Origin of the sequence: Ottowia beijingensis (assembly GCF_013423955.1) — a bacterium.
In the GTDB taxonomy this organism is placed as follows: domain Bacteria; phylum Pseudomonadota; class Gammaproteobacteria; order Burkholderiales; family Burkholderiaceae_C; genus Ottowia; species Ottowia beijingensis.
In genome coordinates this window covers 2,900,277-2,925,122 of sequence record NZ_JACCKX010000001.1, presented here as the reverse complement: position 1 = coordinate 2,925,122, position 24,846 = coordinate 2,900,277, and the positions used below count along the sequence as shown (strand labels likewise).

The window sequence follows — 24,846 nt, the reverse complement described above, 5'->3', positions numbered from 1 at the left end:
CGCCGCCTATCATCCCGAGCGTGGTGCCCCGCAAGGCGCCACGCTTTTTCTGCCCCGCGCCGTGCCCGCCGCCGCCCCCACGCCCACCGCCAACCCACGCATCCTGCTGTGGCTGGTGGCCATCGGCTTCTTCATGCAGACGCTGGATTCGACCATCGTCAACACCGCATTGCCCGCCATGGCGCGCAGCCTGGGCGAATCGCCGCTGCGCATGCAGGCCGTGGTGGTGGCCTATGCGCTGACGATGGCGGTCATCATCCCGGCCACCGGCTGGCTGGCGGACCGCTTCGGCACGCGGCACATCTTCCTGCTGGCCATCGTGCTGTTCACCGCCGGTTCGGCGGCCTGCGCGGCGGCGCCCAGCTATAACGCGCTGGTGGCGGCGCGCGTGCTGCAGGGCGTGGGCGGCGCCATGTTGCTGCCGGTGGGGCGGCTCACCGTGCTGCGGCAGTTTCCGAAGGACCAGTTCGTCGCTGCCATGAGCTTCGTCGCCATCCCCGGCCTGATGGGCCCGCTGATCGGCCCCACCCTCGGCGGCTGGCTGGTGGAGGCGGCCTCGTGGCACTGGATCTTCCTCATCAATATCCCCGTCGGCATCGTCGGCGCGCTGGCCACGCTGCGCTTCATGCCCAACCTGCGCCATGCCGACCCCGGCCGGTTCGACCTGGGCGGCTACGCGCTGCTGGTGCTGGCCATGGTGGCCATCTCGCTGGCGCTGGATGGCATGAGCGGGCTGGGCTGGGCGCGCACGCTGGTGGTGCTGCTGCTGGTGGCGGGGCTGGCGGCGCTGGCCGCCTACTGGCTGCACGCCATGCGCAGCCCGGCGCCGCTGTTCACACCGGCGCTGTTCGGTGTGCACAGCTACCGCGTGGGCGTGCTGGGCAACCTTTTCGCGCGCATCGGCTCGGGTGCCATGCCCTACCTGATTCCGCTGCTGATGCAGCTGGCCATGGGCTTCTCGCCGGCGCAGGCCGGCATGCTGATGCTGCCGGTGGCGCTGGCCGCCATGGCCACCAAGCGCCTGGTCACCCGCATCATCACCCGCTGGGGCTATCGGCCGGTGCTGGTGGGCAACACGCTGCTGCTGGGCGCGCTGATCGCCGCCTTTGCGCTGATGACGCCCGAGCAGCCGCTGTGGCTGCGCGTGCTGCAGATGGCGGTGTTCGGCGGCGTCAACTCGATGCAGTTCACCGCGATGAACGCGGTGACGCTGAAAGACCTGGAGCCGGCGCGAGCGGCCAGCGGCAACAGCCTGTTCTCGATGGTGCAGATGCTGGGCATGAGCCTGGGCGTGACCTGTGCCGCCGCGCTGCTGCACGCCTTTGCCGACTGGCTGGACACCGGCGCGGGCCTCAGCGCGCTGCCGGCGTTCCGCGCCGCCTTCGTGGTGATCGGGCTGATGACGATGCTGTCGGCCGCCATCTTCTGGCAGCTGGACCGCGGGCTGCCCAGGCGGCCGGTGCCGCCGGAATCGCCGGATCCGGCTTGAGCGCATGCGGTGGGCGGCGGGCGAGCGCCCTCAGCCACCTCGCAAAAATAAAGGGAGTATCCACCTCCAGCGCTTACAGGTCGGGCGCTAGCGTCCAGCATGCAGGGGAGTATGCAGCCCATTCCGATGTGGGAGCGGCCTTGGCCGCGATGGCGGCGCGTCGATGGCAGAGGCGCCTATCGCGGCCACGGCCGCTCCTACAAAGACACAGCTGCTCGCGCCCCCATGGGGCGCCGGCTCATTTCATTCCGAACCCTTGGCCAGCGCCTGCATCAGCGCATCGAACTCGGGCGCGCCGGCGGCCGTGTTGTCGAACATCAGCAGTTCAGGGTACTCGGCCGGATCCAGCGTGAACAGGCGCGTGCGGTAGTCGTCCCAGTGCGCCAGCTTCCACGCATCGTTGGCGTTGCCGCGCGCGGCGATGCGGCGGCGCGCCTCGGCCTCCTGCAGCGTCACCCAGACGATGCGCACCTGCACGTCGTCGGCCACGCCCAGCCATGCGCGGTCGGCCAGCTGGTGGGCCTTGACCTCGCGCGACAGCGGCCCGACCACGATGGTGCTGACGCCCAGGCCCAGGTTCTCGCGCGCGGTCTTCATCAGGCCGTGGTACTCGGGGTTGCGCAGGTGCTGCAGGTAGGGCGGGCTGTCGCGGTCGTTCGGGTCGCCCGTCAGCACGCCCATCACGGCCGAGCTGTAGTCGCCGTACAGCGTGTCCTTGTCGAGCAGGCAGAACGATTCGCCGGTGCACTGCACGTGCGCCTCGGCCATCAGCGCGGCGATGGTGCGGCGCGCCAGCGTGGTCTTGCCGGTGCCGGCGTGGCCGCAGAAGAAGATCAGTCGGGGCATGGCCGCAGCATACCCGCGCTGGCGGCGGTGCTCAGCCGTGCAGCCGCGAACTCTTGGGCAGGTGCGCCATCAGGAACTCCATCTGGTCCGCCAGGATGCGGCGGTTGCGCAGGATGAAGTCTTCCCACAGGCTGGGCACATAGGGCGCGTACAGCAGCGGCATGCGCGCCTGCTCGGGCGTGCGGTCGCGCTTGCGGTGGTTGCAGCCGCGGCAGGCGGTGACCACGTTCATCCAGCCGTTGCGGCCCCTCTGCGCCAGGGGAATGATGTGCTCGCGCGTCAGCTCGGTTTCGTGAAAGTGGCCGCCGCAGTAGGCGCACACATTGCGGTCGCGCGCGAACAGCTTGTCGTTGGTCAGGCCCGGGCGCAGGTCGAACGGGTTGATGCCCGGCACGCCCTTGGTGCCAATGATGCTGTTGACGGTGATGATGGACTGCTCGCCCGTCACGGCGTTGTGCCCGCCGCGGAACGTGGCCACGCGCTGGCCCACCTCCCAGCGCACCTCCTCGGCGGCGTAGTGGATCACCGCCTGCTGCAGCGATATCCAGGATTGCGGCAACCCTTGTGCCGACAGCTTGAGCACCTTCACAAAACGACTCCTCTTGCTGGAAGAAACCATCGTCTGTGGCCGGCGGCGCCAGTGCTGGCCACCCCTAGGCATGGGCAGGCCCATGTCAGCCAGACAATATACTCCGTTTTCATGACGTTTTTGCGTCCGGGCGCTTGACTGGCAAGCGCAACACGCTATCAAAAAATACCACCCCGACCATGAAGATCTTCCGCGGCCTGCGCCACCCCGGCATCGCGCCCGGCTGCGCGTTGACGATCGGCAATTTCGACGGCGTACACCGCGGCCACCAGGCCATGCTGGCGCTGCTGAACAACGAGGCCGCGCACCGCGGCGTGCCCAGCTGCGTGATGACCTTCGAGCCGCACCCGCGCGACTACTTTGCCGCCGTCACCGGCAAGCCCGACCTGGCGCCGGCGCGCGTCTCCACCTTCCGCGACAAGCTGTGCGAGCTGGCCGCCTGCGGGGTCGACCAGTGCATCGTGCTGCCCTTCAACGCCGCCCTGGCCAGCCAGCCGCCGCAGGCCTTCATCGACGAGGTGCTGGTGCAGGGCCTGGGCGTGCGCTACGTGCTGGTGGGCGACGACTTCCGCTTTGGCGCCAGGCGCGCGGGCGACTACGCCATGCTGGACGCGGCCGGCATCGCCCAGGGCTTCGAGGTGGCGCGCATGCAGTCGTACGAGGTGCACGGGCTGCGCGTGTCGTCCACCGAGGTGCGCGCGGCGCTGGACGAAGGGCGCATGCAAGACGCGGCACGGCTGCTGGGCCGGCCGTATTCGATCAGCGGCCACGTGGTGCACGGCCGCAAGCTGGGCCGCGCGCTGGCTGAAACGGCGCCGGGCAAGGCGGACGGCTTTCGCACCCTCAACCTGCGCTTTCGCGCCGCGCCCATGCCTGGAAGCCGGCTGCCAGCGGCATCTTCGTGGTCGAGGTGCACGGCCTGGGTGATGCGCCCCTGGCCGGCGTGGCCAACCTGGGCGTGCGCCCATCGCTGGACCCCAACGACGTGAACGGCGGCCGCGTGCTGCTGGAAACGCATGTGCTCGACTGGCCGCCGCACCTCGGCCCCGAGGGGCCTACGGTAAAATCATCCGCGTGGACCTGCTGCACAAACTGCACGACGAGTTGCGCTATCACAGCCTGGCGGCGCTGACCGAAGGCATCGCGCGCGACTGCGCCGATGCCCGTGCCTGGCTGGCCGGCCGCCCGGCGCGAATTTGAAGGGGCGGCGGACGCCCCTCGCCCTCACCCGTCCGCACCAGCGCCCCACTCCTGTTTTCATAGCTTCTTGCGCTTGCTACGCCTGCGCAAACGGCCGATTTGATTCATATTTTTCGCACGGTTTCACACCATGAGCACCGAGAACAAGACCGACTACAGCAAGACGCTCAACCTGCCCGACACGCCCTTCCCCATGCGCGGCAACCTGCCCCAGCGCGAGCCGGGCTGGGTGCAGCAGTGGGACGAGGGCGGCCTGTACAAGCGCCTGCGCGCCGCCCGCGCCGGGCGCGAGAAATTCATCCTGCACGACGGCCCGCCCTACGCCAACGGCCAGATCCACATCGGCCACGCGATCAACAAGGTGCTGAAGGACATGATCGTCAAGGCGCGCCAGTTGAAGGGCCTGGACGCGCGCTACGTGCCCGGCTGGGACTGCCACGGCCTGCCGATCGAGAACCAGATCGAGAAGCTGTACGGCCGCAACCTGAGCCGCGATGAAATGCAGGCCAAGAGCCGCGCCTTCGCCACCGAGCAGATCGGCCTGCAGATGAAGGACTTCAAGCGCCTGGGCGTGCTGGGCGAATGGGACAACCCCTACAAGACCATGAACAAGCCGAACGAGGCGGGCGAGCTGCGCCTGTTCAAGCGGCTGATCGAAAAGGGCTTCGTCTACCGCGGCCTCAAGCCCGTGTACTGGTGCTTCGACTGCGGCTCGGCGCTGGCCGAGGCCGAGATCGAATACCAGGACAAGCGCAGCCACACGCTGGATGTGGCCTTCGAATCCGCCGAGCCCGAGAAGCTGGCCGCCGCCTTCGGCGTGCCGGCCTTCGACAAGCCCGCATTCGTCGTCATCTGGACCACCACCGCCTGGACGATTCCGGCCAACCAGGCGCTCAACCTGGGCCCGCACATCGAATACGCGCTGGTCGACACTTCGCGCGGCGTGCTGCTGCTGGCCAAGTCGCGCGTGGAGGATGCGCTCAAGCGCTACGGGCTGGAAGGCACCGTCATCGCCACCGCGATGGGCGACCAACTGGGCGGCCTGAACTTCAAGCACCCGCTGTACGACGTGGCCAGCCCCGACGGCAGCTACGGCTACCGCCGCCTCTCGCCGGTGTACCTCGCCGACTACGCCACCGACAGCGACGGCACGGGTATCGTGCACTCGTCGCCTGCCTACGGTGTGGACGACTTCAACTCCTGCGTCGCGCACGGGATGAAGCACAGTGAGATCCTCAACCCCGTGCAGGGCGGCGGCAGCTACGCGGCCGACTTCCCGCTGTTCGGCGGCATGGACATCTGGAAAGCCGCGCCGGTCGTCACCCAGACGCTGGCCGACGCCGGCCGCCTGCTGGCCACCGCCCCGCTGGACCACAGCTACCCGCACTGCTGGCGCCACAAGTCGCCGGTGATCTACCGCGCCGCCTCGCAATGGTTCGTGCGCATGGACGAAGGCGAAGGCGTGTTCACCAAGGACAAGGCCACCGAGACGCTGCGCACCACCGCCCTGCGCGCCATCGAGCAGACCGCCTTCTACCCGCCCGCCGGCAAGGCGCGTCTGCGCGACATGATCGCCAACCGCCCCGACTGGGTCATCAGCCGCCAGCGCGCCTGGGGCGTACCAATCCCGTTCTTCCTGCACAAGGAGACGGACCAGCTGCACCCGCGGACCATGGAGATCATCGACCAGGCCGCCGACATCGTTGAAAAGGGTGGCATCGAAGCCTGGAGCCGCGTGACCACCGAGGAAATCCTCGGCCCCGACGACGCGCCGCACTACAACAAGAGCAACGACATCCTGGAGGTGTGGTTCGACTCCGGCTCCACCTTCTGGCACGTGCTGTGCGGCACGCACCCGACGAGCACCACGCCAGCGGCCCCGAGGCCGACATGTACCTCGAAGGCCACGACCAGCACCGCGGCTGGTTCCATTCGTCGCTGCTGCTGGCCAGCGCCATCCGTGGCCGCGCGCCCTACCGCAGCCTGCTCACGCACGGCTTCGTGGTCGACGGCCAGGGCCGCAAGATGAGCAAGAGCCTGGGCAACATCGTGGTGCCGCAGGAAGTCAGCAGCAAGCTGGGCGCCGAGATCATCCGCCTGTGGGTGGCCTCGACCGACTACTCGGGCGACCCGAGCATCGACGACAAGATCCTGGCCCGCGTGGTCGACAGCTACCGCCGCATCCGCAACACGCTGCGCTTTCTGCTGGCCAACGTGAGCGACTTCGACCCCGCCAAGGACGCCGTGGCGCCCGAGCAGATGCTGGAGATCGACCGCTGGATGCTCGCGCGCGCCGCCGAGTTCCAGAAGGACGTGATCGCCCACTACGAGGTGTACGAGTTCCACCCCGTGGTCGCCAAGCTGCAGCTGTTCTGCTCCGAAGACCTGGGCGGCTTCTACCTCGACGTACTGAAGGACCGCCTGTACACCACGGCACCGAAGTCGCTGGCACGCCGCAGCGCCCAGACCGCGCTGTGGCAGCTGACGCACGCCATGCTGCGCTGGATGGCGCCTTTCCTCAGCTTCACCGCCGAGGAGGCGTGGAAGGTGTTCGGTGATTCCGAATCGATCTTCCTGGAGGAGTATGCGCAGTTCGCCGAAACCGACGCCGCGCTGCTGGCCAAGTGGGCGCGCATCCGCGACATCCGCGAGGTGGTCAACAAGGACATCGAGGCGCTGCGCGAGAAGGGCGAAGTCGGCTCGTCGCTGCAGGCCAATGTCACGCTCACGGCGCCGCCGGAAGACCATGCGCTGCTGGCCAGCCTGGGCGATGACCTGAAGTTCGTCTTCATCACCTCTGCTATCGAACTGAAAGCTGGCAGCGCCCTGTCCACGGCGGTTACGGCCTCGAAAGCCGTGAAATGCGAACGCTGCTGGCACTACCGCGACGACGTGGGCGCCGACGCCGCGCACCCGACGATCTGCGGCCGCTGCGTGAGCAACCTGCACGGCGCGGGCGAAACCCGCACGGCGGCCTGATCGCCGCTTCGCGCTTATAGTCCATCGTCATTCCGGCGCAAGCCGGAATCCACCAGCTTGTCCACGAACCGCCGCGCTTGAAGGAGCACTGGATTGCGGTTTGCGCCGGAACGACGGTGACTTGAGCACCCTACGGAAAACAAGGAAACGGATCAAACCCCATGTCACGCAGAAAATCCGGTGCGCCCGGTCTGGCACTCTGGCTGGCGCTGGCCGCGCTGGTGGTGGTGCTCGATCAGTTCACCAAGCAACTGATCCTGGGCAATTACCAGCTCGGGGACAGCACGTATGTGACGAGCTTCTTCAACATCGTGCGCGCCCACAACACCGGCGCCGCGTTCTCGTTCCTGGCCGGCGCGGGCGGTTGGCAGCGCTGGTTCTTCGTCGCGCTGGCCGTGGCGGCCTCGCTGTTCATCGTCTGGCTGCTGCGTTCGCACCCGGGGCAGAAGCTGTTCGCTTTCAGCTTGAGCATGATCCTCGGCGGCGCCGTCGGCAACGTCATCGACCGGCTGCTGCACGGCTACGTGGTGGATTTCCTCGACTTCCACTGGTCGTTCTTGAGCCCGATGTTCTACCGGGGGCACTTCCCGGCCTTCAACATCGCCGACGCGGCCATCACGGCCGGAGCCATCGGCCTGATCCTGGACGAAATCCTGCGGGTGCGGCGCGGGCGGTAAAGCTCAGTACCCGCGCAACATGAACTCGATGCAGGCCTCCGCCACGGCCTGCTCGCCGTCGCTCAAGCGGCGTATCGGCGCACGCAGCAGGCGCGTGGGCACGGCCAACACGTTCGGAGTGTCCAGCACATAGAGGTCGCCGCCCACCGTCACGCTGCTTTGCGCGCGCTGCATCACTGGCTGGCCGGGCACGGCAAGCCGCAGCGGAACGCACCAGCGCGTGGCCGTCGTGACCAGATCGCTCTGCACGTCCAGAAACAGGGCATGACTGGCGCGCGGGTTGGGGTTGCGATAGAGGTCGAAGCGGGGCATGGCGGCTCAGCCGACGGCGCGCGCCGCTGCGTCCAGGTATTGCTGTAACTGCTCGGCGGCAGTTCCGTGCCCATCCACCTCGGCGGCATACGCCTCCAGCGCCTCCCGGTTCGCCAGCGCCCAGTCGTTGGCCTGCAGGTAGCCACCCGGTGGTCGCCAATCCGCGCTTGAGCGCGCGGGCGCTGACGCGCGCTTGCCGGCCACGACGCTCATGGGAATCAGTTCCACCCGTTGGTCGGCATGCACCACCATCTCGAACAACTGACCGGCAAAGCGCTTGCCCAGCGATATCTGGCCGCTGGCGCCGACTTCTTTCAACATGATGCACCTCAGAATGCTGACCATGCAATCATGCGGCATGATTCTGGGGCGGGTCAAGGCATGCCGCCTGCGCGACCAAGTGCAGCCAAGCTGCCTTGACAAAGGGTGCAGCGCCCTATTTCTGTCCAAATCAAGACCGCTGCATAACTGGTAGCACTCCTGATGCGCGTCCTTGGCCGATGCGCTCCAATCGCCCCAGGAGGTGATGACCGATGGACAGCTTCTTTCTGATGGGCGCGCGCCCGCTGGTCGAGTTCAGCCCGAGCATGAAGCTGCACGAGTTGCTTGACTGGAGCGCCATTGCTGGGCAGTTGACGGGCCTGTACCAGCGCGAGATCAGCGGCGCCGGTGGTCCCCAGCCCTATTCGCCGCTGGGCATGTTCAAGCTCATGCTGCTGGGTCAGTGGCACGGTCTGTCCGATACCCAACTGGAGCAGGCCCTGCGCGTGCGCCTGGACTTCATGGTCTTCACTGGTTTCGAACCCTCGGCCGGTGAGTTGCCCGATGCCAGCACCATTTGCCGCTTCCGCAACCGCCTGGTCAAGGCCGAACTCGACACGAGGCTGCTGGCGCTCATCAACAGCCAGTTGGAGCAACGAGGCCTGAAGGTGCAAGGCGCGCGCGGGGCCATCATTGATGCCAGCATCATCCCCAGCGCTGCACGCCCGAGGCAGCACGTCGAAGGTGAAGGCGAGCAAGCCAGACTCGTTGACAGCGCCGACAGTGAAGCGCGCTGGGTCAAGAAAGGCAAACACGCCTTCTTCGGCTACCGGGGCCACACGGCAGTCGACAGCGAAGACGGCTACGCCCGGCATGTGCAGGTGCACCCAGCCAACGAAGCCGAGATCAACAAGTTGCCTGAGATCGTCGAGGCACTCTCGCCTGGGATAGAGGCCGTGCTGGCCGACAAGGGTTATGCGAGCAAGGCCAACCGGCAGTGGCTCGCCGAGCGTGGCATCGGTGATCTGATCCAGCACAAGGGCAGCGCGGGCAAGCCGGTGCATGCGCTACTCAAGCAATTCAACAAGCAGATCGGCTCCATCCGCTTCAAGGTGGAGCAGGCCTTCGGCACGATGAAGCGCAGGTTCCACTTGGGCAGGGCGCGCTACTTCGGCACAGCGAAGGTACAGGCGCAGATGTGCTGGGCGGCATTGGGGATGAATCTGCTGAAGGCCCATCGCAAGCTCAAAGCGATGGAGCTTGCTGGGGCAGGTGCGCCCTGAAAGGCGAAACGGGGCGCTGAAACGCCCCCAAGCACAGAAATCCGGGGCAACAAACGCTCGAAAACATCCAAGATGGCGCCGTAGACCAGCATCACGCCTCAATCCGAGCGGTTATGCAATGGTCTTAAATCGCGGGCGCAGCGGCTTGCCAAGGGCGGACCGAAGTATTACCATGAATTTCAACGTAATACCCAGGAACGCCAATGACCACCACCATCACCGTCAAGGGCCAGGTCACGGTGCCCAAGCACATCCGTGACGCGCTCGGTCTGGTGCCGGGCACGCAGGTCGGTTTTGCGCTCAACGACGAAGGCGACGTGGTACTGCGCGCCGCCCAGCGCCAGCGCGGCAAGCCCACGGACCGCTTTGAAGCGGCCCGCGGCAAGGCCGACGTGAAGTGGCGCACGCAGGACCTGATGAAGCTGCTGCGCGCTGACTGATGCTGGTCGACACCAACGTCCTGGTCGATGTGCTGGAGGACGATCCGGAGTGGGCGGACTGGTCAATCGGGCAGTTGCGCACGCAGTCGCGCGTGCACCGGCTGGTCATCAACCCGGTGATCTATGCCGAGTTGTCGCTCACCTTCTCCACCGTCGAGGCGCTGGACGAGGTGCTGGCTGGGATGCAATTGCCCGTGGTCGAGATGCCTCGTCCCGCGCTGTTCCTGGCGGGCAAGGCATTCGCCCAATACCGGCGCCGTGGTGGCACCAAGGGCAATGTGCTGGCCGACTTTTTCATCGGTGCTCATGCCGCTGTCGCCGGCTGGCCGATCCTGACGCGCGACGGCAGCCGATACCAAAGCTACTTCCCCACGGTGAACCTGGTCATGCCCTGACGCTGCCATGGGCCGCGCCGAGATCAGAGCGTGAGGATCGTGCTGCCCGTGGTCTGCCTTGCCTCCAGCGCCCGGTGCGCCGCCTGCACCTCCGCCAGAGGGAAGCGCTGGTCGATGTGGATCTTCACCTTGCCACTGCGCACCACGTCGAACAACTCGTCGGCCATCGCCTGGCAGCGCTCGCGCGTGGCGATGTGCACGAACAGCGTGGCGCGCGTGACGTACAGGCACTTGGGTGCCAGCACGGCGGGCGCGAACGGAGGCACGGGGCCGCTGGCGTTGCCGAAGCTGGCCATCAGGCCGAAGGGGCGCAGGCACTCCAGCGATTTTTCCCAGGTGTCCTTGCCGACCGAGTCGTAGACCACCTTGACGCCCTGGCCGCCAGTGATTTCCTTCACCCGCGCGGCAAAGTCTTCCACTCTGTAATTGATAGCGTGCGCCGCTCATTGGCGAGCGCCAACTGGCATTTTTCATCCGAACCCGCGGTGGCGATCAGTTGGTAGCCCAGGGCCCTGGCCCATTGGCAGGCGATCAGGCCCACACCACCGGCCGCCGCGTGCCACAGGATGTGGTCGCCCGCCTGCAGGCCTTCCGCCGGCAGCGTCTTGCGCAGCAGGTATTGCGCCGTCAGGCCCTTCAGCATCATGGCGGCGCCGGTCTCGAAAGGGATGTCGTCGGGCAGCTTGCACACGGCCAGTGCGGGCATCACGCGCGCCTCGCTGTAGCTGCCGGGCGGGTTGCTGGCGTAGGCGGCGCGGTCGCCGGCTTTCAGGTGCGTCACGCCCTCGCCCACCGCCTCGACGATGCCGGCGCCCTCCATGCCCAGGTTCAGCGGCATCGGCAGCTGGTACAGGCCGCTGCGCTGGTAGACGTCGATGAAGTTCAGGCCGATGGCGTGGTGGCGGATGCGGATCTGGCCCGGCCCGGGTTCGCCTACGGGCAGGTCGACAAGCTGCATTTCTTCTGCGCCGCCGTGGCGGGCAATCTGGACGGTCAGGGGCATGGCGGGTTCCTCGGGTGAATCGTTGCAGGGCACGATGGTGCCACGAAGGCCACTGCCCCGCGCAAGCCGGACCGCAGCGGAATCGGTTACTATGTATTCAATAGCTGCTTGCGCAGTATGGGCGTGCGCTGAAGGTCGATTTGGCTTATAAACCAGCCCGCGGCGCCAGCCGCCGATCCGCTACAGTCCGCCCTTCATGTCCGCGCGCCTCACGCCCCGCACCGCCGCCCTGCTGACGTTGCCGCCCCTGCTGTGGGCCGGCAACGCCGTGGTCGGGCGGCTGGTGACCGATCTGGTGCCGCCGATCACGCTGAACTTTCTGCGCTGGGTGCTGGCCTTCGCCATTCTGCTGCCGCTGGCCGCCTGGGTGCTGCGCCCGGGCAGCGGGCTGTGGGCGCACTGGCGGCGCTTTGCGCTGCTGGGGCTGCTGGGCGTGGGGCTGTACAACGCGCTGCAGTACCTGGCGCTGCACACCTCGACGGCGCTGAACGTGACGCTGGTCGCCTCCAGCATGCCGCTGTGGATGATGGCGCTGGGGCGGCTGTTCTTCGATGCGCGCATCACGCGGCCGCAGCTGCTGGGCGCGCTGCTGTCGATGGCGGGCGTGGCGGTGGTGCTGGCGCGCGGCAATCTGGCGCAGCTCGCCCAATTGCAGCTGGTGCCGGGCGATCTGTACATGCTGGCGGCCACCATCGCCTGGGCCTGGTATTCGTGGCTGCTGGCGCGCCGGGCCGAGCCCGATGCCATCCGCGCCGACTGGGCGGCTTTCCTTCTGGCACAGATCGTGTTCGGCCTCGGCTGGTCGGGCCTGATGACGGCGGGCGAGTGGGCGCTGACCGACGCGCGCATCCAGTGGGGCTGGCCGCTGGCGGCGGCGCTGCTGTTCGTGGCCGTGGGCCCGGCGGTGCTGGCCTACCGCTGCTGGGGTCTGGGCGTGCAGAGCGCGGGGCCCACGGTGGCGGGCTTCTTCGGCAACCTCACGCCGCTGTTCGCCGCCGTGATGTCGGCGCTGTTCCTGGGCGAGGCGCCGCGCCTGTACCACGCGGCGGCGTTCGCGCTGATCGTGGCGGGCATCGTGGTGTCGGCCAGGCGGTAGCGGCATGAAGACGCCACCACCGCCCTGGCCCCTGCCCCCGCCCACCGGCTGGTGGCGCTGGGCGCCGGGCGTGCACGTGCTGTTCAACTACCAGCGCGACTGGCTGGCCAGCGACATCGTGGCCGGGCTGGTGCTGTCGGCCATCCTGGTGCCGGTGGGCATGGGCTATGCCGAGGCGGCGGGCGTGCCCGCCATCCACGGGCTGTACGCCACCATCATCCCGCTGCTGGTGTATGCGCTGCTGGGGCCCAGCCGCATCATGGTGCTGGGGCCGGATTCGACCCTGGCCGCCGTCATCGCCAGCCTGATCCTGCCGCTGGCCGGCGGCAGCGTGGAGCGCGCCATCGCCCTGGCCGGTGTGCTGGCGCTGATGACCGGCGCCTTCCTGCTGCTGATCGGCTTCGCGCGGCTGGGGGTGATGGCCGATCTGTTCTCCAAACCGATCCGCCTGGGCTTCTTCAACGCCATCGCGCTCACGGTCATCATCAGCCAGTTGCCCAAGCTGATGGGCTTTTCGGCCTCGGTGGGCGGCTCGCTGGAGCGGCTGGTGGCCATGGTGCAGGGTTTTCTGGACGGGCGCGGCAACCCGGTGGCCATGGCCATCGGCATGGGCACGCTGGGGCTGATTCTGGGCATCCGCCAGGCGCGCCCGCAATGGCCGGCGGTGCTGATCGCGGTGGTGGTGGCCACCGGTCTCTCGGCGCTGCTCGATCTGTCGGCCACGGCCGGGCTGGACGTGATCGGCCCGGTGCCGCACGGCCTGCCGGTGCCCACCTGGCCGCTCACGCTGGTCACGCTGTCCGACCTGCGCGTGCTGGCACCGGGCGCGGCCATCATCGCGCTGCTGGTGTTTGCCGATTCCAGCGTGCTGTCGCGCCTGCTGGCCAAGCGCGCCGGCACCCGCGTGCAGCCCGACCAGGAACTGCTGGCGCTGGGCAGCGCCAACCTGGCGGCGGGGCTGATGCAGGGCTTTCCCATCAGCAGCAGCAACTCGCGCACGCCGGTGGCCGCCAGCGCCGGCGCGCAGACGCAACTGGCCAACCTGGTGGGCGCCGGCGTGATCGCGCTGCTGCTGGTGCTGGCGCCGGGCCTGCTCAAGGACATGCCGCAGGCCGCGCTGGGCGCGGTGGTCATCACCGCCTGCATCTCGTTCACCGACTGGCCCGGCATGATGGCCCTGCTGCGGCAGCGGCGGGTGGAGTTCATGCTGGCGGTGAGCAGCTTTCTCGGCGTGGTGTTCTTCGGCGTCATCCAGGGCATCGCCGGCGCCATCGCCCTGTCGCTGCTGGTGATGGTGTGGAACGCCTGGCACCCCTACCACACGGTGCTGGTGCGGGTGGCCGGGCGCAAGGGCTACCACGACTTCTCGCGCCACCCCGAAGGCCGCTTCGTGCCCGGCCTGGTGCTGTTCCGCTGGGACCAGCAGTTGTTCTTCGCCAATGCCGAGCTGTTTCGCGAGGCGCTGCTGCACGCCGTCGAGCAGGCCCCCACGCCCACGCGCCACGTCATCGTGGCCGCCGAGCCGGTGAACGACATCGACGTCACCGCCGCCGACATGCTGGCCGAGCTGGACCACGAGCTGGAGGCGCGCGGCATCGAGCTGCAGTTCGCCGGCCTGCCCGGCCACGTGCGCGATTTGATCATGCGCTACGGCCTCAGCCCGCGCTTCGACGCCGACCACTTCCACCCCACGGTGGGCAACGCCGTCAACGTCTACCGCGGGCGCCACCCCGTGGACTGGAAGGACTGGGACGAGCGCTGACTTCACGGCCAGCGCCTACAGCCCGCCCCCGCACCACGGGCCTACACTGGCACTTTCTCCAACCATCCTTCGAGGAGCCCCCATGCCCGTGAACCTGAGCGAAGAAGAATTGCAACTGCTGGCCGCGCTGCCGCAATCCATCGGCTCGGCCGTGGCCTTTGCCGGGCGCAGCGGCCTGTTCGGCACCGGCAAGGAGATGTTCGCCAGCGGCCAGGCGCTGATGGCCGGCGTGAAGGACTACCCCGGCAACGAGCTGATCCAGGCCATCGTGCCCGACCCCAAGGCCGCCGACAAGAGCGCCGAGCTGGAGCAGGCCCGCAAGACGCGCGACTGGGCCATGGCCCGCATGAAGGCCAAGGGCATCACCTCGGCCGAGAAGCTGACCGCGCAGACACTGGAAGACGCGCGCGAGGCGGCGCAGCTGCTCGACAGCAAGGTCGACGCCACGCAGGCCGCTCAATACCGCGAATGGGCGCTGAGCGTGGCCGAGAAGGTGGCCATGGCCTCGACCGAGGGCGGCTTCCTGGGCTTTGGCGGCACGCGCCTGAGCGACCCGGAGAAGGCGCTGATCGAGCAGATCAAGACCGCGCTGCGCGCCTGACGCGGGCGTGGCCGCCTGCCTGGCACAAGGTCGAACGCCGGCGCCAGGCGTTCATATACTCCCCTATAACAGGCCGCTAGCGCCCGTCAGTCGGGCGCGAAAGCAGCATACTCCCCTGAAAACTTGTGGTCATGGGTTGGGGCGAATGCCGTGCGTACCACCACGCCCGTGCATCGGCAGCGCGGCCGGTCGGATTTCGCGCCACCCAACGCCGGCCCGCGGGTTACCGGCGGCGCCCTCATCTCGTCATCCAGGCGAAGCAAGGTCATGCGCCGCCAGGCGCGTCATGTCAGGGCTTCACCAGCCGATAGTGGTGCGCCACCCGCTTGGCCAGCACGGCCGAGGCCAGGTAGGCGTTGGCCGTGTCCTGCCGGTGCGTGACCAGCGTGATCGGCACGCGCGCGCCCATGATCAGGCCCGAGGCCGTGGCGCCCGCCAGGTACTGCAACTGGCGCCCCAGCATCGAGGCGGTTTCCATGTCCGGCGCCAGCAGCACGTCGGCCTGGCCGGCCACGGGCGACTGCGGGTGCTTGTCGTGCGCCGACTGCGCCGACACGGCGCTGTCGAAGGCCAGCGGCCCGTCGATCAGCCCGCCGGCAATCTGCCCGCGCTCGGCCATCTTGCACAGCGAAGCGGCGTCGATGGACGAGGGCACGCTGGCGTCGATCTCCTCGGCCGCCGACAGCACGGCCACGCGCGGCGTCTCCACGCCCATGATGCGCGCCAGATCCATCGCGTTGCGCGCGATGTCGGCCTTCTCGGCCAACGTGGGCGCGGCGTGCAGCACGGCGTCGGTCAGCAGCAGCGGCTTGGCGTAGGTGGGCACGTCGAAGCGGAACACGTGCGACAGGCGGCGACGCGTGTGCAGCGCGGGCACGGCCTGCACGGCGGCCAGCAGTTCGTCCTTGCGCAGGCTGCCGGCCATCAGCGCCTCCACCTTGCCCTCGGCCGCCAGCACGGCGGCCGTGGCCGCGGCGGCGGCGCTGTGCGGCGCGGCAATCAGCTCGATGCCCTGCAGGTCCAGCCCGGCCAGCTCGGCGGTTTCGCGGATGCGCTCGGGCGGGCCGATCAGCACCGGCTCGATCAGGCCCTCGCGCGCGGCGCGCAGCGCCCTTCCAGCGCGCCCGCGTGGCACGGGTGCACCACGCCGCAGCGCACCGCGCTCAGACCCTGGCCCTGCGCCAGCAGCGCCTTCAGGCGCGCCTCGGGGTCGAACAGCTGGATGTGCGGCGCATGAATGCGCGGCTGGCGCACCTTCTCGGTGGGCGCCAGCACCTTGGCCACGCCCGACAGCACCTTGTCGCCGTGCTGGTTGGTCACCACGCAGTCCAGCTCCACGCGCTTCTTCTCGGGCTCCTTGGTCAGCACGGTCACGGTGACGGTGAGCGTGTCGCCAATCCGCACCGGGCGCGAAAAGCGCAGCGACTGCTCCATGTAGATGGTGCCCGGCCCCGGCAGCGTGGTGCCCAGCACGGCCGAGATCAGCGCCCCGCCCCACATGCCGTGGGCAATGACGCCGTGGAACATGCTGGCGTCGGCATAGGCCTGGTCCAGGTGCGCCGGGTTGGTGTCGCCCGAGACGGCGGCAAAGGCGCGGATGTCGTCCTGGCTCAGCGTGCGCACCAGGCGCGCCGTCTGGCCGATCTGCAGCTCGTCGAGGGTGACGTTCTCGATCATGTCGGGTTCGTTCAGGGTATCGGTGGGGAAGAAGACATCAGCAGCACGGCCGGGGGTCGGAAAAACCTATGGATAACCCTATCATGCCCAAGGCGTGTGGCAGGGTGATGAAACGCCTTGCCGCGCCGGGCGCCGATGCGTGCGAAAGGGCCGATGTGGGGGATTTGGTGGGGCCGGCCCTCACCCCGCCCTCTCCCGCGAGCGGGAGAGGGAGCCCATGCCCCGACCGTGGCCGGCCGGCCAGCGAAAACTCCCTCGCCCCTCTGGGGAGAGGGCTGGGGTGAGGGCCGCGGCGCGGGCGGGTGGAACGGCCGGCCCCAACCCCAGTCCTCCCCAGCGGGGAGGAAGCCCATGCCCTCAACGGCAACCAGCCGCGGGCACCGGCTCCCCCTCAATACGTCCCCGGATACGCCCCCATCCGGCAGGATGTTCTGCCCCGTCAGGTAGCCCGCCTGCTGGCTGCACAGAAACGCGCAGATGGCGCCGAACTCATCCGGCGTGCCGAAGCGCCCGGCCGGAATCTGCGCCTGCTGCGCCGCGCGGATGTCGTCGATCGACTTGCCCGTCTTCTGCGCCGCGCCGGCCATCGTGCCCTTCAGCCGGTCGGTGTCGAACTTGCCCGGCAGCAGGTTGTTGATCGTCACGCCCTTGGCCGCGATCTCGGGGTTGCGCGCCAGCCCGGCCACGAAGCCCGTCAGCCCCGAGCGCGCCCCGTTCGACAGCCCCAGGATGTCGATCGGCGCCTTCACCGCGCTCGACGTGATGTTGACGATGCGCCCGAAGCCGCGCGCCAGCATGCCGTCGATGGTGGCCTTGATCAGCTCAATGGGGGTGAGCATGTTGGCGTCGATGGCCTTGATCCACGCGTCGCGGTCCCAGTCGCGGAACGCGCCCGGCGGCGGGCCGCCCGCGTTGGTCACCACGATTTCGAAATCCGCGCGCTGCGCGAACACCGCCGCGCGCCCCTCGGGCGTGGTGATGTCCACGGCGACCGGGATCACCTCGGCCTTGCCATTCAATTCGGCCCGCAGCGCGGCGGCAGCGGCATCCAGCGCCTCCTGGCCACGCGCCACCATCACCACGTTCACGCCCTCGCGCGCCAGCGCCTGCGCGCAGCCCAGGCCCAGCCCTTGCTGGCGCCGCCGACCAGCGCCCATTTGCCTGCGATACCCAAGTCCATCAGATTTGCTCCTTGCTTGAAAACCTTGAATTTATCCGAGCCGCACAGAGCGCTGCGCTGGTGGTCGCACCGTTGATCTGCCGAGTCAGACCAGCCAGAAACTCAGTAACAGTGCCAGGCCAATGGCGACCAAACCAAGCATCACGATCAACAGCGCACGCCCGAAAAATCTGGGTCGTAGTCAGGACTGTCGGGGTTACCAAAGTCGTACCTGCGCCCACGAATCAGTGATCGCATTCTTTTGCCAGCGGGCTGAGTCGTATCGGTGTGTTTGAAATACCGGTAGAACATATATCCCCACCAGGCAAGCACCCCCAAAAGAGCCACTCAAAGTCCAGGTGAGTTACAAACTTCATCAGAACCCCTTATCACCGCCCTGCCCGGCCGAACAGGAAGATGCCCGCCACCACCAGCGCGGTGCCGGCGGCCAGCCAGGGGGTGAAGGGCTCGCCCAGCAGCACGATGCCCATGGCGATGGTGGAGAGCGGGCCGATCATGCCGACCTGCGCGGCCAGCGTGGGGCCGATGCGCTCCACGGCCATCATCACCAGCAGCACCGGCACGGCGGTGCACAGCGTGGCGTTGAGGATGGACAGCCAGATGACCTGCGGCGCCACCTGGGCGGCCGCCAGCGGCTTGACCAGCACGAACTGCGCGATGCAGCACACGCAGGCAAAGGCCGTGGCCAGGCCCACCAGACGCAGCGAGCCGAGGCGTTGCACGAATTCGCCGCTGTAGAACAGGTACAGCGCGTAGGTGAAGGTGGAGATGAACACCAGCAGCGCGCCCCAGGCGGTGGCGCCGGTGGGGGCCACGCGCAGTTCCAGCCCGAAGACAAGCAGCGCGCCCGCATAGCTGACAGCCGTGGCCAGCAGGTGCCCGCGCGTGATGCGCCGCCCGCGCAGCGCCCAGCCGAGCAGCAGCACCAGCGTGGGGCCGAGGTACAGGATGAGCCGCTCAAGACTCGCGGTGATGTATTGCAGGCCCGCGAAGTCGAGCATGCTGGACAGGTAGTAGCCGATGAAGCCCAGGCCCAGCACGCCGGCCCAGTCGCGCCGCGCGAGCGGCGGCTTGCCGCGCCCGGCCCGCCACGCCATGACGACGAAGAACGGCAGCGCGAACAGCATGCGGTACATGATGAGCGTGACCGCATCCACGCCGTAGCGGTAGGCCAACTTGACGATGATGGCCTTGCCGCTGAAGGCGATGGCGCCCAGGGCGGCGAACAGGAGGCCGGTCGCTCTGCTATTCATAGCTGTTTGCGCTTGGTCCGCGGGCGCTGAGGGCTGATTTGGCTTGGAATTCAAGATGCGGGGTTGCTGAGGTGGCCGAGGTCACAAGTTGTGGAAGCGGGCTGGCCCGCGATGGCAGCGGCAGTGGTGGGCATCACGTTCATCGCGGGCAAGCCCGCTCCCACAGTGTGGGGAAGACGGCACGCGTGGGCCGCTGCCTGAAACGCGTGGCCCATCAAGCGCTGCGTGCCTGAAACCCATGCCGCACACGATGCGTGCACGCCTCAAAACCCCGCCACCAGGCCGTCGCGCCGGCTGTCGCTGGCGCCGATGTAGCCCTCGGTCTTCGGATCGCCCAGGCGCCAGATGAACTGGCCGGCGCCGAAGTCCTGGTAGCTGTCGGCCAGGGCTTCGATGCGGTGGCCGCGGTCTTTCAGGCCCTGCACGACGGCAGGGTCGGCGCTGGCCTCGACGTTGAGGGTGCCATCCGGGTTGGCGCGCCAGCGCGGGGCGTCGCACGCGGCCTGCGGGTTCTGGCCGTGGTCGAGCATGCGCACCAGCGTCTGCACGTGGCCCTGCGGCTGCATGTGCGCGCCCATCACGCCGAAGCTCATCACCGGCTGGCCATCCTGGCTGAGGAAGGCCGGAATGATGGTGTGGAAGGGCCGCTTGCCCGGCGCCACGACGTTGGGGCTGTCGCCCTGCAGGCTGAAGCCGTGGCCGCGGTTCTGCAGGCTGATGCCGAACCCGGGCTCGACACAGCCCGAGCCGAAGCCGAGATAGTTGCTCTGGATGAAGCTGACCATCATGCCGCTCTCGTCGGCCGCGGTGAGGTAGATGGTGCCGCCCTGGCGCGGCAGGCCGGGGCCGAAGTCCTGTGCCTTGTTGATGCGGATGAGTCTGGCACGGCTTTTGAGGTACGACTCGTCGAGCATTTGCGCGGGGGTCACCGCCATCCACGAGGGCTCGGCCACGTGGCGGTACACGTCGGCAAAGGCCAGCTTCATGGCCTCGATCTGCACGTGCTTGGCGCTGACGCTGTGCGCGCCCAGCGCGCCGAGGTCGAAGTGGCCCAGGATGCCCAGCGCCATCAGCGCGGCAATGCCCTGGCCGCTGGGGCCGATCTCGTGCAGGGTGTAGCCGCGGTAGCCGACGCTGAGCGGCTCGACCCATTCGGGCTGGTAGCGCTCGAAGTCGCTGGCCTCGATGACGCCGCCCTGCGCGGCGGCAAAGCGCTGGATGGCGTGCGCGATCTCGCCGCCGTAGAAGGCCACGCCGCGCGAGGCCGCGATGCGCCGCAGCGCCTGCGCCGCCGCCGGAAAGCGGAACAGCTCGCCCACCTGCGGCGCGCGGCCCCAGGGCATGAAGGCGTCGGCAAAGCCGGGCTGCGACTGCAACTCGGGCACGGCGGCGGCCCACTTCTGGCACACCACAGGGGCACCAGGTAGCCGCGCTCGGCGATCTCGATGGCCGGCGCCAGCACGTCGGCCAGCGGCAGGCGGCCGAAGCGTTTGTTGAGCTGCACCCAGGCCGCCACGGCGCCGGGCACGGTGACGCTGTCGATGCCGCGCTTGGGCGGCGCGCTGGCATCGTCGCCGTATTTGCGGCGGAAGTAGTCCACGCTCCACTTGGCGGGCGCGCGGCCGGCGGCGTTCAGGCCGTGCAGCTGCTGGCCGTCCCACAGGATGCAGAAGGCGTCGCTGCCCAGGCCGTTGCTGACGGGCTCGCAGATGGTCATGGCGGCGGCGCTGGCCACGGCGGCATCGACCGCGTTGCCACCCTGCTGCAGCATGCGCAGCCCCGCCTGCGCCGCCAGCGGGTGCGAGGTGGCGACCATGTTGCGCGCGAACACGGGGTGGCGGGTGGTGGCGTAGGGGTTGTCGTAGCTGAAGGTCATGGCGAATATCGTCTGGGGCCGCACCGCGGCATGGACCAGGGTTCTACAAAAACATAGCTGACTGCGCTTGATTTACCTGTATTTCAAGACGTTTTTCTTGAAATCCTTGCTGGGTGGGCGCAAGGCACTATCAAATTCATACTTTCCCGATGCGATGACGAAATGACCTCGCTGCGCTTCGATGACGGCGGCTGCGCCGCCATGACGCCAGCCAAGGGCGAGGCACTGCGCGCATCACTGATGTCATTTCGTCATTTCGTCATCACGCCGCGCAGCGGCGAAGTCATGGCGTCGTCCATCAACAGCCGCCGTCTGGAACGCGAAACGGTATCAGGCATCGGGCCCGCGCCCCATCACGCGGTGGTGCAGCTGGCGCAGCGACCACCACACCAGCGCCACCACCAGCGGCACGGCCACGGCGATGCTGGCCTCGGCGCTGAAAGGCCAGCCCAGCGACTGCGCGCCCTTGAACAGGTAGCCCAGCAGCCCCAGCACGTAGTACGAGATGGCCGCCACCGACAGCCCCTCCACAGTGGATTGCAGCTTGAGCTGCAGCTCCTGCCGCCGGTTCATGCCGGCCAGCAGTTCGCGGTTGCTTTGCTGCTGCTCGACCTCGACACGCGTGCGCAGCAGGCTGCTGGTGCGTTCGATGCGCTGCGACAGCGCGGCCTGGCGCCGGTCGGCCGAGCGGCAGGTGTGCATGGCCGGCAGCAGGCGGCGCTGCATGAAGTCGTGCAGCGACTGCATGCCTTCGATGCGCGTCTCGGCAATGTCGGCCAGGCGCTGTTCGACCAGGCTGAAGTACGCCGCGCTGGCCGAAAAGCGCGTGTGCGTGGCGGCGTAGCGGCTTTCCAGCGCGGCGGCCAGGCGCGTCAGGCGGTCCAGCAGGGCGGCTTCGTCGGCCTTGGCGGCGCCCTGCACCTGCTCGGCCAGGGCGGCCAGTTCGGCCTCACCATCGGCCAGCCAGGCGCCGGTCTCGCGCGCCGCCGGCAGGCCCATCAGGGCGGCCATGCGGTAGGTCTCGATGTCGAGCAGGCGCTGCACCAGCCGCCCCAGGCGGCGCGGCGAGACCTGGCCGGGCGCCGTGTCGCCCACCAGCACCAGCATGCGGATGCTGCCGTCGGCCTGCAACTGCATGTCGGTGTGCAGGTCGGAGCTGCCGCTGATGACGGTGGAGCCGGTCACGCTGCCGGCATCGAACAGGCGGCGCACGGTGGCCGCACCATCGACGGCATCGCGCGGCACGGCCCACAGCTGCAGCTGCGTCAGGCACTGGCCCGGCAGCGCGCGGCGCCACGCGGGTGGCGCGGCCACGTCGGCGGCCTGCGGCTCGCCCTGGCCCAGCGCCAGCACCTCGTCGGCGGGCATCTCGCGCAGGAAGGTCCAGGAGACGAATTCGGTGTGCAGCTCCCAGCGCAGGTCGAACCCCGGCAGGTGGGCGCGGAAGTAGTTGGCGCCTTCGGGCGGCCCCTCGACGCCGGCGCCGGCCAGCAGATCGCGCAGGTGGGCGCGGCTGGCGGCGCGCGCGGCGGCGTCGGCCCACATCACGTGGTGGGCGATGGCCAGCGGCGCGTGCAGGGCCTCGGGCGGGCGGGCGTGCACTTCGCCGTGCAGGGCAGCGCGCAAGGGGTGGGAATCGGTCATGTTGGGGAAGAAGGAACTGCAAAGGACGCGCGAAGCGCCTTATTGTGGCCCACGCCCCTGGCGCCGGGCCCAGCAAAACGGCGCCCGCAGGCGCCGTTTTGCTCGAAAAAGGCCGGCGTTGGCCGTCAGTCCTCGACGAAGGCCTCTTCGCGGCTCTTCTTGACCGCCGGCATCAGCACGATGATCAGCAGCGCCGCCGCCATGGCCAGCAGCGTGGCCGACAGCGGGCGCGTGACCAGCACGCTCCAGTCGCCGCGCGACAGCAGCAGCGCGCGGCGCAGGTTCTCCTCCATCATTGGGCCCAGGATGAAACCCAGCAGCAGAGGCGCCGGCTCCATGCCCAGCTTGATGAAGACGTAGCCGATGATGCCGAACCAGCCCACCATCCACACGTCCCAGGTGTTGTTGTTGGTCGAGTACACCCCGATGGCGCAGAACAGCACGATGGCCGGGAACAGCCAGCGGTAGGGCACCGTCAGCAGCTTGATCCACAGGCCGATCAGCGGCAGGTTCAGGATGATCAGCATCAGGTTGCCGATCCACATCGAGGCGATCAGGCCCCAGAACAGCTCGGGGTTGCTGGTCATCACCTGCGGGCCGGGCTGGATGTTGTGGATGGTCATGGCGCCCACCATCAGCGCCATCACGGCGTTGGGCGGAATGCCCAGCGTGAGCAGCGGGATGAACGAGGTCTGCGAGCCGGCGTTGTTGGCCGATTCGGGCGCCGCCACGCCGCGGATGTTGCCCTTGCCGAACGGCACTTCGCCGGGCTTGAGCTTGGTCTTCTTCTCGATGGTGTACGAGGCGAAGGCCGACAACATGGCGCCACCGCCGGGCAGGATGCCCAGGGCCGAGCCGATCAGGGTGCCGCGCAGGATGGCGGGCGTCATCAGCTTCCAGTCTTCCTTGCTGGGGTAGATGTGCTCGACCTTGCCGGTGAAGACTTCGCGCTTTTCGGACGGGTGCGACAGGTTGGCGATGATCTCGCCGTAGCCGAACACGCCCATGGCGATGACGATGAAGCCGATGCCGTCGGTCAGCTCGGGAATGTCGAAGCTGTAGCGCGCCACGCCGGAGTTGACGTCGGTGCCCACCATGCCCAGCAGCAGGCCGAGCACGATCATGCCGATGGCCTTGACCAGCGAGCCCGAGGCCAGCACCACGGCGCCGATCAGGCCCAGCACCATGAGCGAGAAGTATTCGGCCGGGCCGAACTTGAAGGCCACCTCGGTCAGCGGCACGGCAAAGCCGGCCAGCACCAGCGTGCCGAAGCAGCCGGCGATGAACGAGCCGATGCCCGCCGATGCCAGCGCCGGGCCGGCGCGGCCCTTGCGCGCCATCTGGTAGCCGTCGATCACCGTCACCACCGACGACGATTCACCCGGCAGGTTGACCAGGATGGCGGTGGTGGAGCCGCCGTACTGCGCGCCGTAGTAGATGCCGGCCAGCATGATGAGCGCGGCCACCGGCGGCAGCGCGTAGGTGGCCGGCAGCAGCATGGCGATGGTGGCCACCGGGCCCACGCCGGGCAGCACGCCGATCAGCGTGCCCAGCAGGCAGCCGATGAAGGCGTAGATCAGGTTCTGCATCGTGAAGGCGACGCCGAACCCCAGTGAGAGATGTTCAATCAGTTCCATGGTGTGCGTCTCCCACTCAACCAGAAATGAAGCTGGGCCAGACCTGGAATTGCAGGTTCAGACCCCAGACGAAAGCGGCCCAGCTGCCGACGGCCAGCAGGATGGCCAGGATCAGCACCTCGATGAACTTGAACTCGTCGCCGGCCAGCGCGGCCACGAAGGTCAGCACGACGATGGCGATGATCAGCCCCATGGCCGGGATGCCCAGCAGCGGCCAGCCGCCCAGCAGGATGCCGAACAGGAAGTTGGCCGCGATGATGAAGGCCAGCGGCTTCCAGGCCCAGCGGCCGATCGGGTCGCCGTCGGGTGTCTCCACCACCAGCGCGCGGGCCATCACGATGCCGCCGATGATGGCCAGGATGACACCCAGCAGCAGCGGGAAGTAGCCGGGGCCCATGCGGGCGCCGTCACCGATGTTGTATGTCGTCGCCCCCAGGCGAATGCGATGCCGATCACCATGTACAGCAACCCGGCGAAGAAGTCCTTCTGACTCTTGATGCGCACGCGTCATCTCCTCAGTTCGATGAATCAGCGCGCATTGTCACCACCGGACACGGGTCGAATCATGTGGATTACACCTACTTTGCACAGGGATTACCCGCGGGAAAAAGCTGTCGCCTCGGGCACAGTGCGGCGCCTGGTTTTC

General features: G+C 68.2%; 17 protein-coding genes and 6 pseudogenes. 10 read left to right on the top strand and 13 right to left on the bottom strand.

Going from position 1 to position 24,846, the window contains the following annotated elements; genetic code table 11:
• The first annotated feature begins 61 nt into the window (after nt 1–61).
• Nucleotides 62–1,489 carry a multidrug transporter subunit MdtD gene (gene mdtD, locus H0I39_RS14605; protein ID WP_308645862.1) on the top strand — a complete coding sequence of 476 codons (1,428 nt, stop codon included), beginning with the start codon at nt 62–64 and terminating at the stop codon, nt 1,487–1,489.
• A gap of 243 nt (nt 1,490–1,732) precedes the next feature.
• Here mdtD and H0I39_RS14600 read toward each other — a convergent pair whose 3' ends face one another.
• Both H0I39_RS14600 and H0I39_RS14595 read right to left on the bottom strand, forming a co-directional pair.
• Nucleotides 1,733–2,335 carry a P-loop nucleotide/nucleoside kinase family protein gene (locus H0I39_RS14600; protein ID WP_180550988.1) on the bottom strand — a complete coding sequence of 201 codons (603 nt, stop codon included), beginning with the start codon at nt 2,333–2,335 and terminating at the stop codon, nt 1,733–1,735.
• Between the two features lie 31 nt (nt 2,336–2,366).
• Nucleotides 2,367–2,924: an HNH endonuclease gene (locus H0I39_RS14595; protein ID WP_180550987.1), complete on the bottom strand. Its 558-nt coding sequence runs from the start codon at nt 2,922–2,924 to the stop codon at nt 2,367–2,369.
• 179 nt (nt 2,925–3,103) lie between these two features.
• Between H0I39_RS14595 and H0I39_RS14590 the strand changes: the two are divergent.
• From H0I39_RS14590 to lspA, 3 genes and pseudogenes are all read left to right on the top strand, one after another.
• Nucleotides 3,104–4,124, top strand: a pseudogene (locus H0I39_RS14590) (bifunctional riboflavin kinase/FAD synthetase).
• 130 nt (nt 4,125–4,254) lie between these two features.
• Nucleotides 4,255–7,103 (top strand): annotated as a pseudogene (gene ileS, locus H0I39_RS14585) (isoleucine--tRNA ligase).
• Nucleotides 7,104–7,264: 161 nt separating this feature from the next.
• Nucleotides 7,265–7,780: a signal peptidase II gene (gene lspA / locus H0I39_RS14580; RefSeq protein WP_180550986.1), complete on the top strand. Its 516-nt coding sequence runs from the start codon at nt 7,265–7,267 to the stop codon at nt 7,778–7,780.
• A 3-nt stretch (nt 7,781–7,783) separates the two neighbouring features.
• Here the strand turns inward: lspA and H0I39_RS14575 are convergent, their stop codons facing one another.
• Nucleotides 7,784–8,092, bottom strand: a complete 309-nt coding sequence (locus H0I39_RS14575) for a CcdB family protein (protein WP_180550985.1) — start codon at nt 8,090–8,092, stop codon at nt 7,784–7,786.
• A gap of 6 nt (nt 8,093–8,098) precedes the next feature.
• A complete protein-coding gene (locus H0I39_RS14570; protein WP_180550984.1) occupies nt 8,099–8,413 on the bottom strand; it encodes a hypothetical protein in 315 nt (104 codons plus the stop codon).
• Between the two features lie 212 nt (nt 8,414–8,625).
• On the opposite strand from H0I39_RS14570, the gene H0I39_RS14565 reads away from it, so the two are divergent.
• The 3 genes from H0I39_RS14565 (at nt 8,626) to H0I39_RS14555 (ending at nt 10,471) form a co-directional block, all read left to right on the top strand.
• Nucleotides 8,626–9,636 (top strand): IS5 family transposase, encoded by a 1,011-nt coding sequence (locus tag H0I39_RS14565; RefSeq protein WP_180550983.1) that lies wholly within the window; start codon nt 8,626–8,628, stop codon nt 9,634–9,636.
• 203 nt (nt 9,637–9,839) lie between these two features.
• Nucleotides 9,840–10,076: an AbrB/MazE/SpoVT family DNA-binding domain-containing protein gene (locus tag H0I39_RS14560; protein ID WP_180550982.1), complete on the top strand. Its 237-nt coding sequence runs from the start codon at nt 9,840–9,842 to the stop codon at nt 10,074–10,076.
• Nucleotides 10,076–10,471, top strand: coding sequence for a type II toxin-antitoxin system VapC family toxin (locus H0I39_RS14555; RefSeq protein ID WP_257645805.1), 396 nt, complete (start codon nt 10,076–10,078; stop codon nt 10,469–10,471). The genes H0I39_RS14560 and H0I39_RS14555 overlap by 1 nt, the downstream gene beginning before the upstream one ends.
• A gap of 23 nt (nt 10,472–10,494) precedes the next feature.
• Here the strand turns inward: H0I39_RS14555 and H0I39_RS14550 are convergent.
• A pseudogene (locus tag H0I39_RS14550) lies at nt 10,495–11,474 on the bottom strand (quinone oxidoreductase family protein).
• A gap of 196 nt (nt 11,475–11,670) precedes the next feature.
• Between H0I39_RS14550 and H0I39_RS14545 the strand changes: the two are divergent.
• The 3 genes from H0I39_RS14545 (at nt 11,671) to H0I39_RS14535 (ending at nt 14,933) form a co-directional block, all read left to right on the top strand.
• Entirely contained in the window at nt 11,671–12,570 is a 900-nt protein-coding gene (locus H0I39_RS14545; protein ID WP_180550981.1) for a DMT family transporter, read from the top strand.
• Between the two features lie 4 nt (nt 12,571–12,574).
• A complete protein-coding gene (locus H0I39_RS14540) occupies nt 12,575–14,332 on the top strand; it encodes a SulP family inorganic anion transporter (RefSeq protein ID WP_180550980.1) in 1,758 nt (585 codons plus the stop codon).
• 82 nt (nt 14,333–14,414) lie between these two features.
• Complete coding sequence (locus H0I39_RS14535) at nt 14,415–14,933, top strand: hypothetical protein (protein ID WP_180550979.1); 519 nt, start codon at nt 14,415–14,417, stop codon at nt 14,931–14,933.
• 289 nt (nt 14,934–15,222) lie between these two features.
• Here H0I39_RS14535 and H0I39_RS23430 read toward each other — a convergent pair whose 3' ends face one another.
• From H0I39_RS23430 to H0I39_RS14500, 8 genes and pseudogenes are all read right to left on the bottom strand, one after another.
• Nucleotides 15,223–16,068 carry a bifunctional enoyl-CoA hydratase/phosphate acetyltransferase gene (locus tag H0I39_RS23430; protein WP_308645861.1) on the bottom strand — a complete coding sequence of 282 codons (846 nt, stop codon included), beginning with the start codon at nt 16,066–16,068 and terminating at the stop codon, nt 15,223–15,225.
• Complete coding sequence (locus tag H0I39_RS23425; RefSeq protein WP_307776822.1) at nt 16,017–16,610, bottom strand: MaoC/PaaZ C-terminal domain-containing protein; 594 nt, start codon at nt 16,608–16,610, stop codon at nt 16,017–16,019. The genes H0I39_RS23430 and H0I39_RS23425 overlap by 52 nt, the downstream gene beginning before the upstream one ends.
• A gap of 391 nt (nt 16,611–17,001) precedes the next feature.
• A pseudogene (locus tag H0I39_RS14525) lies at nt 17,002–17,790 on the bottom strand (SDR family oxidoreductase).
• A 368-nt stretch (nt 17,791–18,158) separates the two neighbouring features.
• Nucleotides 18,159–19,043, bottom strand: coding sequence for a DMT family transporter (locus H0I39_RS14520; protein WP_180550978.1), 885 nt, complete (start codon nt 19,041–19,043; stop codon nt 18,159–18,161).
• A 263-nt stretch (nt 19,044–19,306) separates the two neighbouring features.
• A pseudogene (locus H0I39_RS14515) lies at nt 19,307–20,919 on the bottom strand (gamma-glutamyltransferase family protein).
• A 330-nt stretch (nt 20,920–21,249) separates the two neighbouring features.
• A complete protein-coding gene (locus H0I39_RS14510; protein WP_180550977.1) occupies nt 21,250–22,563 on the bottom strand; it encodes a DUF3422 family protein in 1,314 nt (437 codons plus the stop codon).
• Nucleotides 22,564–22,688: 125 nt separating this feature from the next.
• Complete coding sequence (locus H0I39_RS14505) at nt 22,689–24,200, bottom strand: tripartite tricarboxylate transporter permease (RefSeq protein WP_180550976.1); 1,512 nt, start codon at nt 24,198–24,200, stop codon at nt 22,689–22,691.
• Between the two features lie 16 nt (nt 24,201–24,216).
• A pseudogene (locus tag H0I39_RS14500) lies at nt 24,217–24,704 on the bottom strand (tripartite tricarboxylate transporter TctB family protein).
• Between the last annotated feature and the right edge of the window lie 142 nt (nt 24,705–24,846).